Below are 15065 nucleotides of genomic sequence, written 5' to 3'. Positions count from 1 at the left end.
GACCCGCGCACACCTGCCTTTAGACGTGAAACCGGGTCTGGATGAGGGGCGGTGATTGCAAGGTCTGCGCCACCACGCAACAGCGCTCTGCGGCCAGGCGCAGCTTTTCCAGTTGATCCGCAGGCGTGCCATCCGCGGCCTCCAGGTGGATGTCGCAAACCAGGGACTGGAAGCCCACCGGTACGTCGCGCTGCATGCCCAGAGCGCCACGCACATCCAGCGTGCCCTGGACGTGGACCTCCAGGCGCCGCAGGGTGATGCCCATCGCGTCGGCCACCATCCGGATCGAAGCATCCTGACAGGCAGCCAGCGCGGCGCACATCAGATCGCCCGGGCAAGGCAGCGCGTGGGGGCTGCCCACCGACCGATGCACACCGAACACCATCGCCTCGGCGTCGGCACCCATCGGGCGCACCTGTGAGCGGAAAGGGTCCGTGAGATCGAACCCGCCGGTGAACGCCTGGCTGGTGACGGTCGCGGACGGGGGTGATGCCTTGTATCGGGCACGCAGGGGGGTTTGGGCTTCGATGACGCTACTGCTCATGTCCGGACTCCTCGGGTGGTTGGGAGCCGTCACCGTATCCGGCGCCTGTACGGTGAAGCCTTTAAATTTCTGAAGAATTCGCTAAAGATGCCGGTCGACGCCCAGGACCACTTGAGACACGGCCATGCCCGAGCGCTACCTGTTCGATCGCTTTGAAGTCAGACCAGCCGAGCGGTTGCTGCTCATCGACGGCGTGGCGGCGCCCCTGGGCGCGCGCGCCTTCGATCTGTTGCTGTGCCTGCTGAGCCACCGCGACCGCGTGGTTCCCCGCGAGGAGGTGCTGGGCATCGTCTGGCCGGGCCTCGTGGTGGAAGAAAACAACCTGTCCGTGCAGGTCTCGACCTTGCGCAAGCTGCTCGGACCGCGTTCGATCGCGACGGCATCGGGGCGGGGCTACCGATTCACTCTGAACGTGGAGGTGATTGGCACTCCCGGCGCGGGGGACCGGTCGCTGAGCGCGCCGACCTCGACCGCAACCGCACCATCGACCATCGCGGTGCTGCCATTCGCTGTCCTGTCCGACGATCCCCAGTTGCACTTCCTGGCGGACGGTCTGGCCGAAGACGTCATTGCCTTGCTGGCACGGGTCCCGGGCTTTCAGATGATTTCGCGCGCCTCGTCGTTCGCGTTTCGGGGTCTCGACGCCACGGTACGCGACATCGCCCAACAGCTGGGCGTGCGCTTTGTCGTCGAAGGCAGCGTGCGCCTGCTGAGCGACGGGCTGCGCGTCTCGACGCATTTGAGTGACGCTGCGTCCGGGCATGTGCTGTGGAGCGGCCGTTTCGACAGCCGCCGCGACACGGCGATCGACCTGCAGGAAGACATTGCACGCGGGATCATCTCGGAGTTGGAGCCCGAACTCACACGCGCGGAGATAGCGCGCATCCGCCGCCAGCGCACAGGCAACCAGGACGTGTGGTCCCACTACCACCAGGCCATCGGCTCGATCGCCATGCACGGCTGGGGCAGCGAGGCGATGGCCGAGGCGCGTTCTCGTCTGCGCCAGAGCGTGACGGTGGATCCCGGCTTCGGGCTCGGGCACGCCCACTATGCCTTGCTGACCGCCCTGTCCCGCAACATCGCGCTGTTGCCCGACTCCACCGAACTGGTCAACGACGCGCTGAGCGCTGCGGATCGCGCCATCGGGCTCGATGACGGCAGTTCCGAAGTGCTGGGTTACGCGGGCTGCGCTTTGTGTGACCTGGGGCAGCACGAACGTGGCGTGGACATCCTGCACCGCGCCCTTGATATCGATCCCAGCAACGCGCAGGCTCACGTCGCGCTCGGCGCGTCGCTGGCCATGACGCAGAAGTTCGATGAAGGCATCGAGAAGATGCGCTACGGGATGAGGATCAGCCCGCGCGATCGGCGTCTGGGCTTCTGGGGTTGGGCGCTCGGGGTATTCCTGTTCCGCGCAGACCGGCTTGACGAGGCGTTGATCGAGGCCCGCGCCTCCAGCCGTCGCGACCCCCGGTTTCACCACGCTCGCGTGCTGGAGGCCGCCACGCTGGACCGCCTGGGAAGCACCAGAGAGGCGAGCGTCGCCCTCGCACTGGCGCGCCAGGCCAATCCCGACCTGACACTGCGTGAAATCGCCTGGACACACGGGCGGCGGGTGAGCGAGCGAATGGGGCCTTTGTGGGAGGGTCTGTGACCCGGATTCAGCGGGTGATGCCCCTTCGGGTAGCTAGAGCCCCCGCAGGTACAGGTGGAGGGCCTTCAAATCCACCTCGCTCATCTCCCTGAGCGACTCAAACGGCATCACCTTCACCGCGCTCCCATCCGGCCGCTTCCCGCTGCGGAACATGCCGATCAGCGCATCGGCATCGGGGTAACGCTCCATCACACTCCCCTCCCCGGGCGAGAGCTTCGAGGCCGGGGGCCAGTCGGGCGGGCCGCCGGGGATCTTGCCGCCGGCCAGCGTGGCACCGTGGCAGCCGATGCACATGTTGGCCACGTAGCGGCCGTGTTCCACGGTCACGCCTTCGGGCACGGGCAGTTGCGGGGGCAACGAATGGTCGATCTTCGCGGCGGCGTCTTTGATGGCGCAGAAGCCGTAGAGGGCTTTCACGGGCAGGGGCAGGTTCACCACGGCGCCTTGCCCGCTTTGCGGGGGCAGTGCGCGCACGTGGGCCACCAGGGCGGCCAGGTCGTCGTCGGTGAAACGGTTGTAGTCCTCGCTGGGCATCACCATCAGCGCGCGGCCCAGGGGGGTGATGCCGTGGCGGATGGCGCGCACCCAGTCCACCGGCTGGTAGGTGGCCACCACGCCACCGGGGCCGGTGGTGATGTTGGGTCCGGCGATGGTGAGTGCGCCGTCGTCCACAAAAGTGCGGCCGGCGCCGTTGGCGCCATGGCAGTCCACACAGCCGCGCGATGCGTACAGGTAGCGCCCGCGTTCCAGCGCGGCGGCGTCGGTCTTGTAGGGCACGGGTTGCACCGCCACGTCCACGCGGCGCTGCTGTTTGCGTTCGGCCAGGTAAATGCCAGTGGCCAGGGCCGCAGCCGCCAGCAGCACCAATGTGCCCAGGCCAATGGCGAGCACGCGCCACCAGCGCGTGCGGTTCTTTGTCGTCGTCATCTCACCCCTCCTTTTCGGGTGGGGTGATTGCACGCCGGCGCGTGAAAGCGCGTCAACCCTCAGGCAGGGCAAGAACGCACCAGCGGCGCGTGCTTAAGCGATTTTTCAGATGTGGCGGCACACGCGCACCGCGGCGGCCGAGCCCGAACCCACCAGCCAGCGCCACACGGCCAGCGGCCCACGGGCGCGGCCGTTCCAGCGCGCGGCGGCGTCGTCGCGGTGGGCCACTTCGTCTTGCTGGCATTGCTGCAGCAGGGCGCGCAGCGCGGCCAGTTCGGGGCTGGGGTGTTCGCGCTGCAGGGTGTCGATGAGGTCGAGCTGCGCAGCGTAGTGGTGGTCCACAAAGGTCTCCACCGCCTGAATGGTGGCGTACACCGCTCGCGGGCCGAAGCAGGCGGGCAGCACGCCGGTGAGCCAGCCCGACGCGCGCCACAGCGGCAGCAGGCGGCTGCGCCACGCTGGCGGCACCACCGGCTCGATGAGGGCGAGGTGGCGCGACTCGGTGTCGAGGTGGTGCTGGGCGAAGGCGCGCAATTCGGGGTCGCGCGTCACGGCCAGGATGCCGCGGTAAATCATGACGGCGCCGGTTTCGCCCGCGTGGTCGGTGCGCAGTTCGCGCAACAGCGGCAGGGGCAACGCGCTGGCCGTGCCGCCCGCGGGGCGCCACAGGGGCCGCACGCGCAGGAAGGCGCGGTAGCCCAGTTCCAGCACGGGCAGCACGCCGGGCAGGCGGGCCAGCCGCGACAACCAGCGCCAGCGCGGCAGCGTGGACCAGATCTCGGCAAACGCCGCGGCGCCGTGCAGCAAGGTGCCGTCGGCCCGGCGCACGTGCAGGCGCGCCAGCGCATCGGGGCGTTGCAGATCAGGCCCCAGCTCGGCGGGCGCGCAACCGTGTGCGTCCACCCACTGCACGGCGTCACCGCCTTCGGTGCGCTGGTAGGTGGCGATTTCGGCGCGGCACAGGGGGCAGCCGCCGTCGTAGTACACGCACAAGGCGGCGGCTGCGGGGGTCGAGGCGGTGGCGGGGGTCTGGGGCGTGGTGTGCACACGGGCATTGTGGCCAGCGCGCCGCACGCACGCCGGCCTGGGGTCTTGAGCGCCCACCGCGCGCGCTCAAAATGCGGCTTGCGGCCCGGCCCGCTCGTCGGCCCTACCCCATGCCCACCCTCAGCCCCTCCCTGAAACCGGCCCTGCGCATTGCGGCGTGGCTGGTGGCCGCGCTGGTGGCGCTGCTGGTGCTGGCCGTGGGCACAGCGCTGGTGCTCTACCCCGCGCCCTACGTGTGGCGCACCTTCGTGTGGATGGACGCGGACGTGGACGACCGCCTGCGCTTCCCGGCGCGCGAGGTGGCGGCCCGCCCGGGCGCGAGCGAGCTGCCCGCTGCCCCCGCGCCCGAACGCGTGCGCGCCGCGTTCGCCGCCGCCCTGCCGGGCGAGAACATGGATGCCTGGCTGGCCGCGCGCAAAACGCTCGGTTTCGTGGTGCTGCAGCATGGCCGTGTGGTGTTCAAGGGCTACTACAACGGCCATGGGCGCGAGGAGCGCGCCACCTCGTTCTCGGTGGCCAAATCGTTCCTCTCCACGCTGGTGGCGGCCGCGGCCGAGGATGGCCTGCTCGGCCTCGACGAACCCATCACCAAGCGCCTGCCCGAGCTGGCCGCGCGCGATGCGCGATTCGAGCGCTTCACGCTGCGCCACCTGATGGACATGCGCACCGGCATTGCCTACCGCGAGACCGGCCTGCCCAACGGCGACGACGCCAAGACCTACTGCTGGCCCGACCTGCGCGCGCTGGCCCTGCAGCACACGCAGGTGGCGGCCGAGCCCGGGCCAGGCTGGCTCTACAACAACTACCACCCGCTGCTGATGGGCCTGGTGCTGGAGCGCGCCACCGGCATGCCGGTGGCCAAGTACCTGGAGCAGCGCCTGTGGCAGCCCGCCGGCATGGCCGCTGGCGCGAGTTGGAGCCTGGACAGCGAAGCCAGTGGCTTCGAGAAGCTGGAGAGCGGCGTGAACGCGCGCGTGCTGGACTACGCGCGCTTCGGTGAGCTGATGCGCATGCAGGGCGTGGCCGCCGACGGCTGCCGCGTGCTGCGCGAAGACACGGTGCAAGCCCTCACCGGCCCCGAGCGCGCGATGGATTTGAGCGCGCTGCGCCCCGGCCTGCACTACCGGCTGTTCTGGTGGGGCCGGCGCGACGCGCAATGGGGCGACGCCTTCCACGCCCAGGGCAACCACGGCCAGTTCATCTTCGTGGCGCCCGCGCACGGCGTGGTGATTGCGCGCAACGGCCGAGAATGGGGCGTACCGCCGGCCGAATGGCTGACGCTGTTCGCGCGCATGGCGCACGAGCTCGGGCGCACGGCGCGTTCCGGGCCCTGACGTTTTTTTTGTTGCTACACACACCATGTCGCTTGCCCACCTGCTGGCCCGCCAGGCCCTCACCCGCCCCGATGCCCCGGCCATTTACTCCGGCACCACGCTGTGGGCCACGCACGCGCAGTGGGCACAGCGCAGCGCCGCCCTGGCGCATCGCCTGCGCGCCGCAGGCCTGCAACCCGGGGACCGCGTGGTGCTGTTCATGAGCAACCACCCGCGCTACCTGGAGATCCTGTGGGGCGCGTGGTGGGCCGGGCTGGCGGTGGTGCCGGTGAACGCCAAGCTGCACCCGGCCGAGGTGGAATGGATCATCGACAACGCGCAGGCGCGCTGGGGCTTCGTAACGAGCGACGTGGCGCCGCGCGCGCTGGCCGGGTTGCAGCACCAGATCGACATTGAATCGGCCGAAGCCGATGCGCTGCTGGCGCCGCTGAGCGAAGCGGTCCCGGCGCCGCACGACAGCGCGCCCGGCGACCTGGCCTGGCTGTTCTACACCAGCGGCACCACCGGCCGCCCCAAGGGTGTGATGCTCACGCACCGCAACCTCATGACGATGGGGCTCACCTACTTCGTGGACGTGAACGCGGTGGACGCGGGCGACGCCATCGTCTATGGCGCGCCGATGTCGCATGGCTGCGGCATCTACGCCATTCCGCATGTGATGGCCGGCGCACGCCACGTGGTGCCGGCCTCGGGCGGCGTGGAGCCGGCCGAGCTGTTCGCGCTCGGCCAGGCGCTCGGGCCGCTGTCCACCTTCGCAGCGCCCACCATCGTCAAGCGGCTGGTGGACCACGCCGAAGCGCAGGGCCTGGGCCCCGACGACGCGGCGCGCGCGTTCAAGACCATCGTCTACGGCGGCGCGCCGATGTACCTGGCCGACATCCAGCGCGCGCTGCGCGTGATGGGCCCGCGCTTCGTGCAGATCTATGGCCAGGGCGAGACGCCGATGGTGGCCACTGCCCTCTCCCGCCGGCACATTGCCGACACCACATACCCCGATCACGCGGCGCGCCTGGCCTCGGTGGGCGTGGCACAAACGCCGGTGCAGGTGCGCGTGGCCGGCCCAGACGGCGCCGATCTGCCGCTCGGCGAGGTGGGCGAGGTGCTGGTGCGCGGCGACACTGTGATGGCCGGCTACTGGCGCAACCCCGAGGCCACGGCCGCGGCCGTGCGCGATGGCTGGCTCTGGACAGGCGACATGGGCACGCTGGACACACACAGCTTCCTCACCCTCAAGGACCGCAGCAAGGATTTACTCATCAGTGGCGGCTCCAACATCTACCCGCGCGAGGTGGAGGAGGTGCTGCTCACCGCGCCCGGCGTGCACGAGGTGGCCGTGGTGGGCGCGCCCGACCCCGAGTGGGGCGAGGTGGTGGTGGCCTTCGTGGTGGCCGCGCCCGAGCAAGCCACCGATGCCGCCGCGCTCGACGCGCATTGCCTGGCGCACATCGCGCGCTTCAAGCGCCCCAAACGCTATGTGTTCGTGGACACGCTGCCCAAGAACAACTACGGCAAGGTGCTCAAGACGCAATTGCGCGCGCTGGCCGCCCAAAACCCCAATTGAGACGTGACCACGGTGCAATTCCAGCCATCAGCGCCTGGGGATTGCCGCAAACTCGGGCGACTTTCCCGGACCTGCAGCCCATGAGTACCCGCCCTTTCCACCCCGATGAAGCCAAGGAGGAGCTGGTATGCGCGCACGGACTTCCCGCCGGCCTCAAGAAAGCCCTCGACCAACACCTGCCCCCGGGCTTTCGCAACATGCGCTCGCAGCGCTACCGAGGCGAGGATTTCGACATCGCGCTGGCGTCTCTGAGCGAGGTTGATCAAGCGCATGTGCGGGTGGTGTACGAGCTCGCCAAGACGCTGCATAACCGCTGGGTTGCCATGCGCGACGCCCCGGACTGGGACGCGCTGCTGCAGCTGGTGACCACCGTGCTGAGCGCACCGTTTTCCGATGCGGCCAAGGCCATGGGCCACGACACCATGGCCACGTGCCACGACGAAGCCACCCGACAGGCGCTGGGCAAAGTGCTCCACGATTTGCGCGGCGGCGCATTGACGCCGCTGCAGCTGTACGCGCGCATGGCCGAATGGGACACGGACCCGCTGCACCTGCGCAGCGCCGCCTTTCTGGCGCGTGACCAGGCCAAGATCATGCGCAACATCCTGCCCGACCTGGACCCGGCCGTGCGCCGCGCCGACGAGGCCGAGAAGCCGCACTTCATGCACACGGTGGTCGAGAAGTGGGACGGCTTCCAGTTCGAGCGCGGCGATCAGGCGCCGGGCCACGTGCGCGTGGCCTGTGGCTACCAGGGGCTGCTGGCGTCGTGCTGCCTAGAGGCGTCCGCCGTCGACCGCATCGTCTACAACTATGTCAACAACGCCATGCGGTTCACCACCGGCGACACCATTCACCTGGACATCGCTCCCGTGGGCGAGCACGCGGTGCGCTGGGTGGTGGCCAACCCGATCGCGCCTGACCAAGGGGCGTGGTTGCGCCAGAACACCAAAGGCGACCTGGGCAACCTGTTTTGCGGCGGCCTGACCCGCGGCGGCACGGGTGTGGGCCTGTCCAACTGCGCCGACTTCGTGGCGGCCGCCTTCGGCCTGCCCGACATCGACATCGCGCTGGATGGCAAGTACCTGGGGGCTGCGGTGGAAGGTGACTGGTACCTGGCGTGGGCGCATTGGCCCTCGCTCTACGCCGCGTGACGCGCGCGCGCCGAACGGCCCGCGTTCAGGCGGTGGGCGCCACCTTCTCGGGTGCGCGCCAGCGAAAGAACATCGGGTAGACACGCTCGACCACCGGGCCATCGAAGTCCCAGGCGCGGCACTGGCCCAGGTGCGGCGGCGGGCTGCCGTCGTCGCGCACCGCAAAGGTGGCACCGGCGCGCGTCTGCATGGCGGCGGTGGCCAGGTTGAACAGCAGCTCGCGCAGGTGGGTGCAGCCCACCACGCCACCCAGGTGGCGCTGGATGGTGTGGCGCCAGCCCTTGCCCAGCACCTCGCCCACCAGGCCCTTCATCGGCGGCATGGCCTGCGGGCAGGGCTCGTGCGGGTGGGCGTCCATGGCGACGTGGATGTCGCGGATCACCATGGCTTCGTCGATGGTGACGCGGATGCGCATGTGGTGCACCGGCTGGCCAGCCTCCCAGCGGCCTTCGCCGGTAATCTCGAAGCCGAAGGGTTTGCTGTCGTGCAGCTCGCCTTCGATGTCCCAGAGGCCGTCGTCGCGCTGAAAGCCCTGGTAGGTGACACGGCGGGTGTGCAGGGGCGCGCGGGGCGCGGGGTCGGGCAAAGGCAAGGCAACTCTCCAGGGACGCTCGGGGAAAACCCTGCATTGTCGGGCTGTTGCGCGCGTGGCGCTGGCACACTGGCGTCACACACCCGCCGGAGCACGCCATGGGCCATGACCATTCTCACGAACACCCGCATGACCACACACATGGCGATTCGCACGGCGATTCGCACGGCGGGCCGCGCTGGAAGCACGACGGCGTGCGCGTCGTGCCCGGCAACCAGCTCGACGGCAACGTGCCCTCCACCCCGGGCATGGACCGCAAGGCCGCCATCAACTTCGCGCGCGTGGGCGCGCAAAAGCTCTGGGCCGGCACCGTCACCATTCACCCCGACGCCAAGACCGGCGCCCACCACCACGGCCACCTGGAGAGCGTGATCTACGTGGTCAAGGGCCGCGCGCGCATGCGCTGGGGCGACCACCTGGAATTCACCGCCGAGGCCGGCCCGGGCGATTTCATCTACGTGCCGCCATACGTGCCGCACCAGGAGATCAACGCCAGCCCGATCGAGGTGCTGGAGTGCGTGCTCTGCCGCAGCGACGGCCAGGCGGTGGCGATCAACCTCGACATCGAACCGGTGGAAAAACCCGAGACCGTGCTGTGGGTGGACCCGACGCACCCGACCGGCGGGGTGTAGGGCTCAGCCCCCCTGAAAGCCCCCGGCGCGCAGCGTCACCACCAGCGTGTCGCGCCAGCCGTGGCCGTCCGGCTGTTCGGGCTGGATGGGTGTGCTTTCGTGGATCACGCGCGGGTCGTCGAGCAGCAGCAGCGACCACGGGTCGCGCAGCGTGAAGCGTTGCCCTGCCGGGCCGTTGGCCTCGAACACGCGGCTCTCGCCGCCCTTGATGGCGTGGCGGCCCACCAGGAACACGGCCACCAGATCCACGCCGTCGCGGTGTGCGCCCTCGGGCGTGGGGCGGCCGATGCCGTCGGTGGTGTCGATGCGAAAGGGATGCGCCTCCACGTACCAGGGCTGCGGGCCGCGCAAGGCGTCGGCCGCCGCGGCCAGGCGCTGCAGCAGGCGGGCCCAGGCGGGTGCGGCCACCATGGCGGGTTCCATGGGCTCGAACCAGCGCTGCATGCCGCCGTGCAAGGCGTTGTATTCCAGCGGCTGCCAGTGCGCGCGGTGCGGCACCTGCTCCACGCGATCGCCCTGCACCACGAAGCAGCTGTGGCGGCGCTGTCGGTAGCGCCCGCCGTCCTTGAGGTAGCCGTCGGCCACCAGGCGGTTCCAGTGCGGCTCCAGCGCGTGCAGCTCGGCCAGCGGCACGCCGATCCAGGCGGCGGTGTCCTCGCCGCTGAGCAGGCCCACGCCGCGCTCGCGCAGCGCGGTGTCGATGGCGTTGGGGGACAGGTAGGGTGGGGAGAATTCGGCGGCGGACATGGGCGTGAGTGTAGGTTCGCGCCCTGGGGAAAGCCCGCATCGGGGGCGTTGCGCGTCGGTGGCTCAATGGCGGGATGAACGCCAGCGCCGACCCCCACCCCCCGGAGCCCCGCGGGCCATCCGTGTTCGACCTGCGCATCACCGAACTGCGCCCGGGCGATCCGCTGCGCTGGCTGCGCGCGGGCTGGGCGGATTTTCTGCGCTGCCCGCGCATCGGCCTGTTCTACGGCGCCTGCTTCTTTGCCATGGGGCACGCGCTGTTGTGGGTGTTCCGCACCGCGCCGGCCTATGTGCTGGCGCTGTCGGCGGGCTTTCTGCTGATGGGCCCCTTCTTGTGCCTGGGTCTGTACGACGCCAGCCGTGCGTTGCAGCGGGGCGAAACGCCGTCGCTGGCGCGCTCGCTGCGCGCGTGGGTGCCCACCAAAGGCACGATGGCGATCTTCGCGGGTGTGCTGCTGATTCTGGAGATGCTGTGGGGTCGCGCCTCGCTGGTGGTGTTCGCGGTGACGTTCAACACCATGCCCGACGCGCAGAACCTGCTGTCGCAGTTGCTCAGTGGCCAGAACCTGGAGTTCCTGATCACCTGGACGCTGGTGGGCGCGGTGTTCGCGGGGCTGATCTTCGTCACCAGCGTGGTGAGCATCCCGATGATCCTGGACCGCGGCAGCGACGCGATTTCATCGGGGCTCACCAGCATCCGCGCCTGTTTGCAGAACCCGGGTGTGATGCTGTGGTGGGGCGCACTGATCACGGTGGTGATCGGCCTGGCCATGGCGCCGTGGTTCCTGGGCCTGCTGGTGGCCGGGCCGGTGATCGGACACGCCACCTGGCACGCCTACCGAGGAACGGTGCAGGACGCAGCGGGCACGGTGGGCGAGGCTGCGGGCTGAGACCGCCAGCCCGCGCGTCAGCCGCCGAACGTGCGTTCGCGGCGTTCCCGCCGCTGGCCGTTGCCGAGCAACGAGGGCTCGACCAGGCCGTCGAACAGCGGCTGCAACGCCATCACCTTGGCCATGGCGGCACGCTCCTCATGCGCGCGGCAGAGCCAGTGCAGCAGGTCGGGCCGCATGAACCACAGGGCACGGGCCGACTCGGCCACCAGCATGCGGTGGCGCAGTTGCTCGGCTTCCCAGTTGGTGTCTTCGCCCACGAGTTCCAGCATGGCGCGGCGTACACGGGCCAGGCGGTAGGGGTCATCGTCGCGTCTCGAGTCGTTCCCGTGCAGGCGTTGGGCAACGGTGTCAAACAAGGTGGAGAAGAATTGCTTCATGGCCTCGCTGTGGACGCGGTGAGTCGCGCCATCGGACGGACAACGGCCGACGCGCGGCGCCATTCCAGCACAAAACAGGCCATTTGTAACGAGGTGATGTCGCTCAAACCACCCACCGCACCCCGCTGGCCCGCCCTGAACCGCGCGGATGGCGGCTTCACGACCCGGACCCGCCTTCGCGCCACAGCCGCGCCAGCAGCCACCAACCCAGCAGCGTGTTGGTGAGCGCCAGCAGGCCGAGCACAAGGCGCAGCCCCGCGGGCGGTTCGTGGATCTGGATGAACAGCACGATGGCGCTGGAGAGGATCTGGAAGCCGACCACAAGCCAGAACAGCGGCTTGCGCGGCTGCCAGACGCGGCGAAAGGCGTCGGCGAGCGAAGTCATGCCCCATTGTGCCGGGCCGGCCCTAGGTTGCCGACGCGCGCGCGGCCTCCTGCTCCTGCAGCCAGCGCCACATCACCTTGCCGCTGCCGCTCTTGGGCAGGGCGTCGACGAACTGCACCTCGCGCGGTGCCTTGTACACAGCCATGTGCTCGCGGCACCAGGCCAGGATGTCGGCCTCGCTGGTCTTGCCCCTGGCGTCGGCGCGCAGCACCACCACCGCCTTCACGCTCTCGCCGCGGTAGGCGTCCTGCGTGGCGATGACGCAGGCCTCGGCGATGGCGGGGTGCTTGAACATCAGCGCCTCGACCTCGGCCGGCCAGACCTTGAAACCGCTGGCGTTGATCATGCGCTTCAGGCGGTCGGTGATGAAGAAGTAGCCGTCTTCGTCCACACGGCCGAGGTCGCCCGAACGGAAGAAGCGCTTGCCGTCGAGTTCGACAAAGGCAGCGGCCGTGGCCTCGGGGCGCTTCCAGTAGCCGTCGAACACCATCGGGCCGTGGATCAGGATTTCACCCGCCTCGCCCACGGGCAGTTGTTGCAGCGTGTCGGGGTCGACCACACGAGCATCGGTGCTCATGAAGGGAATACCCAGGCACTGTTGCTTGGGGTGGTCGGGCGGGTTGCTGTGCGAGGGCGCCGCGGTTTCGGTGAGACCGTAGCCTTCCACGAAGCGCAGACCGAACAGGTCGAACAGGCGCTGCGCCACGGCTTGCGGCATGGCCGCGCCACCGCCGCCGATGTTGACCAGGCTGGTGAGGTCGTACTGATCGAAGCTCGGGCTGGCGAGCAGGTCGATCACCATGGTGGGGATGTTGGTCCAGTGCGTGACGCGCCAGGCCGAGATGAGCCGCCCGGCGAGTTCGCGGTCCCAGCGCGGCATGAGCACGATGGTGGAGCCACCGTAGATGCCGGCGTGCATGCCGGTCACCATGCCGGTGATGTGAAAGAGCGGCACCACGACCAGCGAGACGGTCTCGGACGTGCTGGTGCCCCACAGCACGCTGGCCACGGCGTTGTGCATCAGCGTGCGGTGCGGGTGCATGCAGCCCTTGGGCAGGCCGGTGGTGCCGCTGGTGTAGGGCAGCACGGCCAGGTCGTCGGGGCCGCGGTTGTGCTCGGGCAGCGACGCGCTGCAGGCCAGGGCCTGCTGCCAGGTGGCCACGCTGCCGCTCTCGAGCACGGGCGCGTCGTGGCGCGCGCCCAGCCAGGCCTGCCAGGCAGGCGGGATCTCGGCCTGCGGGCCGATGGCGTCGCTGTAGTGCGTGACGACGAGGTGGCGCAGCCGCTCGCCCTCGGGCACGCCGGCGTTGGCCTTGACCAGCTCGCCCGCCAGATCGGCCGCGCAGATGGCCACGCGCGCGTCGGGATCGGTGATGTAGTGGCCGAGCTCGTCGGCCTTGTTCATGGGATTGACCGGCACCACCACCGCGTTGGCGCGCAGCACGGCGTAGTACGCCACGATCCACTGCGGGCAGTTCTGCATGAAGACGATGACGCGGTCACCGTCCTGCACGCCCTGGGTGCGCAGGTGAGCCGCCAGACGCTCGGCCTGCGCCAGCAGCTCGGCGTAGGTCGTGAGGCGATCGAAGTAGACCAGCGCAGGTTTGGCGGGGTAGCGCAGCGCGCTCACCTCCAGGTTGCGCCACAACGAAGTGGCGGGTGGATGCAGGGTGTGCGGCAGGCGCCGCGGCCAGAAGCGGTGGTGTGCGGGTGCGTCGGCCGAAGCGGGCGCGGGACGGGTTTGCATGTCGGCTTGTCTCCGTTGGCATGGCGCGCCTCGTGTGCGGGGGTCGGGTTGGGCGTGCTCTCGCCGCAGCATACGGTTCGCAACTTCAGGACGACAGTCCGGTTTGTCGCGCCTGGGACCACGTGCATGGCACGGAACCTGCAGACATCACTTCGCGGGTAAACACCCGGTGCACCGCAATGGATCAATAAAACGATTGCATGACTTTTCCACGTAAACCCCGATCCATGGTGCAAATCGTCGGGCATACAGTGCCCTGCCGCCACCCGTGGCACCGAACGGGTGCACACGGGTGGCGGACGCCTTCCATTCACCAATCCGGAGAGACCGAATGAAATCCACGTCCCTGAAGCTGACCGCGCTGGCCGTCGGCGCTGCCGCCACGCTGCTCTCCTTGCCCGCCCATGCCGGCAAGGACCTTGAAGCCATCAAGAAACGCGGCGAGCTTGTGTGCGGCGTGAACACCGGGCTGCCCGGCTTCTCGGCGGCCGACAGCCAGGGCAAATGGAGCGGCATGGACGTGGACGTGTGCCGCTCGGTGGCCGCGGCCATCCTGGGCAACGCCGACAAGGTGCGCTATGTGCCGCTGACGGCGCAGCAGCGCTTCACCGCCCTGCAATCCGGCGAGATCGACATGCTGGCGCGCAACACCACCTGGACGCTCACTCGCGACGCCTCGCTCGGCCTGAGCTTCGTGGGTGTCAACTTCTACGACGGCCAGGGCTTCATGGTGCCCAAGAAGCTCAACGTCAAGAGCGCGAAACAACTCAAGGGCGCCACCGTCTGCGTGCAGTCGGGCACCACCACCGAACTCAACCTGACCGACTATTCGCGCGCCAACAACCTGAACATCAAGCCCGTGGTGTTTGAAAAGCTCGAAGCTGCCGTGGGCGCTTACGCGTCGGGCCGCTGCCAGGCTTACACGACGGACGCCTCCGGCCTGGCCTCCACGCGCGCCAAGGACATGGCCAAGCCCGATGACCACGTGATCCTGCCCGAGCTGATCTCCAAGGAGCCCTTGGGCCCGGCCGTGCGCCGCGGCGACGACGAGTTCGAGGCCATCGTCAAGTGGGTGGGCTTCGCGCTGATCGAGGCCGAGGAATACGGCGTGACACAAGCCAACGTGGACCAGCAAAAGGCCTCCAGCACCAACCCATCGGTGATGCGCCTGCTGGGCATGGGCAACGAAGACACCGGCAAGCTGCTCGGTCTGGACAAGGAATGGGCCTACCGCGCCATCAAGGCCGTGGGCAACTACGGCGAGCAGTTCGAGCGCCATGTGGGCCCGAAGACCGCCATCGGCCTGCCGCGCGGGGTGAACAACCTCTGGACCAACGGCGGCATCCTGTACGCGCCGCCGATCCGCTGATCGGCACGGGGCAGCCGTTGCACCGGCTGCCCCGCCCTTGCGGAACCGTGACGGCCTGAGCCGTCACGTACCGTTCATTGCGCTGCCACCCGGCGAGGACACCCT

At 69.2% G+C, this 15065-nt stretch carries 15 protein-coding genes; 7 read left to right on the top strand and 8 right to left on the bottom strand.

All coding sequences use genetic code 11. The features are described 5' to 3' along the window. Positions 1-19: 19 nt before the first annotated feature. Entirely contained in the window at positions 20-544 is a 525-nt protein-coding gene (locus tag M3149_RS00455; protein ID WP_251707371.1) for an OsmC family protein, read from the bottom strand. A 124-nt stretch (positions 545-668) separates the two neighbouring features. Here M3149_RS00455 and M3149_RS00450 point away from each other — a divergent pair, with 124 nt between their 5' ends. Continuing rightward, a complete protein-coding gene (locus M3149_RS00450; RefSeq protein WP_251707370.1) occupies positions 669-2198 on the top strand; it encodes a winged helix-turn-helix domain-containing tetratricopeptide repeat protein in 1530 nt (509 codons plus the stop codon). A gap of 33 nt (positions 2199-2231) precedes the next feature. Here M3149_RS00450 and M3149_RS00445 read toward each other — a convergent pair whose 3' ends face one another. Together M3149_RS00445 and M3149_RS00440 are read right to left on the bottom strand one after the other, a co-directional pair. Beyond that, on the bottom strand, positions 2232-3125 hold the full coding sequence (locus M3149_RS00445) for a c-type cytochrome (protein WP_251707369.1): 894 nt from the start codon (positions 3123-3125) through the stop codon (positions 2232-2234). 105 nt (positions 3126-3230) lie between these two features. Next, positions 3231-4172 (bottom strand): demethoxyubiquinone hydroxylase family protein, encoded by a 942-nt coding sequence (locus tag M3149_RS00440; RefSeq protein WP_251707368.1) that lies wholly within the window; start codon positions 4170-4172, stop codon positions 3231-3233. Positions 4173-4282: 110 nt separating this feature from the next. On the opposite strand from M3149_RS00440, the gene M3149_RS00435 reads away from it, so the two are divergent. From M3149_RS00435 to M3149_RS00425, 3 genes are all read left to right on the top strand, one after another. Next, the gene (locus M3149_RS00435) at positions 4283-5506 is read left to right on the top strand and encodes a serine hydrolase domain-containing protein (protein WP_251707367.1); all 1224 of its coding nucleotides are present in this window, start codon (positions 4283-4285) and stop codon (positions 5504-5506) included. Between the two features lie 25 nt (positions 5507-5531). After that, entirely contained in the window at positions 5532-7067 is a 1536-nt protein-coding gene (locus M3149_RS00430) for a class I adenylate-forming enzyme family protein (protein WP_251707366.1), read from the top strand. A gap of 80 nt (positions 7068-7147) precedes the next feature. Then, positions 7148-8218, top strand: a complete 1071-nt coding sequence (locus M3149_RS00425) for a hypothetical protein (protein WP_251707365.1) — start codon at positions 7148-7150, stop codon at positions 8216-8218. Positions 8219-8243: 25 nt separating this feature from the next. Here M3149_RS00425 and M3149_RS00420 read toward each other — a convergent pair whose 3' ends face one another. Continuing rightward, positions 8244-8810 (bottom strand): DUF2889 domain-containing protein, encoded by a 567-nt coding sequence (locus M3149_RS00420; protein ID WP_251707364.1) that lies wholly within the window; start codon positions 8808-8810, stop codon positions 8244-8246. Positions 8811-8908: 98 nt separating this feature from the next. Here M3149_RS00420 and M3149_RS00415 point away from each other — a divergent pair, with 98 nt between their 5' ends. Continuing rightward, a complete protein-coding gene (locus tag M3149_RS00415) occupies positions 8909-9442 on the top strand; it encodes a cupin domain-containing protein (protein ID WP_251707363.1) in 534 nt (177 codons plus the stop codon). Between the two features lie 3 nt (positions 9443-9445). On the opposite strand, the gene M3149_RS00410 is transcribed toward M3149_RS00415, so the two are convergent. After that, a complete protein-coding gene (locus M3149_RS00410; protein WP_251707362.1) occupies positions 9446-10189 on the bottom strand; it encodes a 2OG-Fe dioxygenase family protein in 744 nt (247 codons plus the stop codon). Between the two features lie 122 nt (positions 10190-10311). Here M3149_RS00410 and M3149_RS00405 point away from each other — a divergent pair, with 122 nt between their 5' ends. After that, the gene (locus M3149_RS00405) at positions 10312-11079 is read left to right on the top strand and encodes a DUF2189 domain-containing protein (RefSeq protein WP_251707361.1); all 768 of its coding nucleotides are present in this window, start codon (positions 10312-10314) and stop codon (positions 11077-11079) included. A 17-nt stretch (positions 11080-11096) separates the two neighbouring features. On the opposite strand, the gene M3149_RS00400 is transcribed toward M3149_RS00405, so the two are convergent. From M3149_RS00400 to M3149_RS00390, 3 genes are all read right to left on the bottom strand, one after another. Further along, entirely contained in the window at positions 11097-11459 is a 363-nt protein-coding gene (locus M3149_RS00400; protein WP_251707360.1) for a hypothetical protein, read from the bottom strand. A gap of 157 nt (positions 11460-11616) precedes the next feature. Beyond that, a complete protein-coding gene (locus tag M3149_RS00395; protein ID WP_251707359.1) occupies positions 11617-11844 on the bottom strand; it encodes a hypothetical protein in 228 nt (75 codons plus the stop codon). A 22-nt stretch (positions 11845-11866) separates the two neighbouring features. Next, positions 11867-13591: a long-chain fatty acid--CoA ligase gene (locus tag M3149_RS00390; protein ID WP_251707358.1), complete on the bottom strand. Its 1725-nt coding sequence runs from the start codon at positions 13589-13591 to the stop codon at positions 11867-11869. Positions 13592-13922: 331 nt separating this feature from the next. On the opposite strand from M3149_RS00390, the gene M3149_RS00385 reads away from it, so the two are divergent. Then, a complete protein-coding gene (locus tag M3149_RS00385) occupies positions 13923-14960 on the top strand; it encodes an amino acid ABC transporter substrate-binding protein (protein ID WP_251707357.1) in 1038 nt (345 codons plus the stop codon). The last annotated feature ends 105 nt before the right edge of the window (positions 14961-15065 follow it).

Source organism: Hydrogenophaga intermedia, assembly GCF_023715105.1.
GTDB classification, from domain to species: domain Bacteria; phylum Pseudomonadota; class Gammaproteobacteria; order Burkholderiales; family Burkholderiaceae_C; genus Hydrogenophaga; species Hydrogenophaga intermedia_A.
This window is presented reverse-complemented; position numbering and strand designations above follow the sequence as displayed.

Excerpts from the sequence above, each read along its gene's own strand:
- M3149_RS00415 (WP_251707363.1), top strand. The coding sequence starts at position 8,909 with ATGGGCCATGACCATTCTCACGAACACCCGCATGACCACACACATGGC.
- M3149_RS00455 (WP_251707371.1), bottom strand. The coding sequence starts at position 544 with ATGAGCAGTAGCGTCATCGAAGCCCAAACCCCCCTGCGTGCCCGATAC.
- M3149_RS00450 (WP_251707370.1), top strand. The coding sequence starts at position 669 with ATGCCCGAGCGCTACCTGTTCGATCGCTTTGAAGTCAGACCAGCCGAG.
- M3149_RS00400 (WP_251707360.1), bottom strand. The coding sequence starts at position 11,459 with ATGAAGCAATTCTTCTCCACCTTGTTTGACACCGTTGCCCAACGCCTG.
- M3149_RS00435 (WP_251707367.1), top strand. The coding sequence starts at position 4,283 with ATGCCCACCCTCAGCCCCTCCCTGAAACCGGCCCTGCGCATTGCGGCG.
- M3149_RS00390 (WP_251707358.1), bottom strand. The coding sequence starts at position 13,591 with ATGCAAACCCGTCCCGCGCCCGCTTCGGCCGACGCACCCGCACACCAC.
- M3149_RS00385 (WP_251707357.1), top strand. The coding sequence starts at position 13,923 with ATGAAATCCACGTCCCTGAAGCTGACCGCGCTGGCCGTCGGCGCTGCC.
- M3149_RS00410 (WP_251707362.1), bottom strand. The coding sequence starts at position 10,189 with ATGTCCGCCGCCGAATTCTCCCCACCCTACCTGTCCCCCAACGCCATC.
- M3149_RS00445 (WP_251707369.1), bottom strand. The coding sequence starts at position 3,125 with ATGACGACGACAAAGAACCGCACGCGCTGGTGGCGCGTGCTCGCCATT.
- M3149_RS00395 (WP_251707359.1), bottom strand. The coding sequence starts at position 11,844 with ATGACTTCGCTCGCCGACGCCTTTCGCCGCGTCTGGCAGCCGCGCAAG.
- M3149_RS00425 (WP_251707365.1), top strand. The coding sequence starts at position 7,148 with ATGAGTACCCGCCCTTTCCACCCCGATGAAGCCAAGGAGGAGCTGGTA.
- M3149_RS00430 (WP_251707366.1), top strand. The coding sequence starts at position 5,532 with ATGTCGCTTGCCCACCTGCTGGCCCGCCAGGCCCTCACCCGCCCCGAT.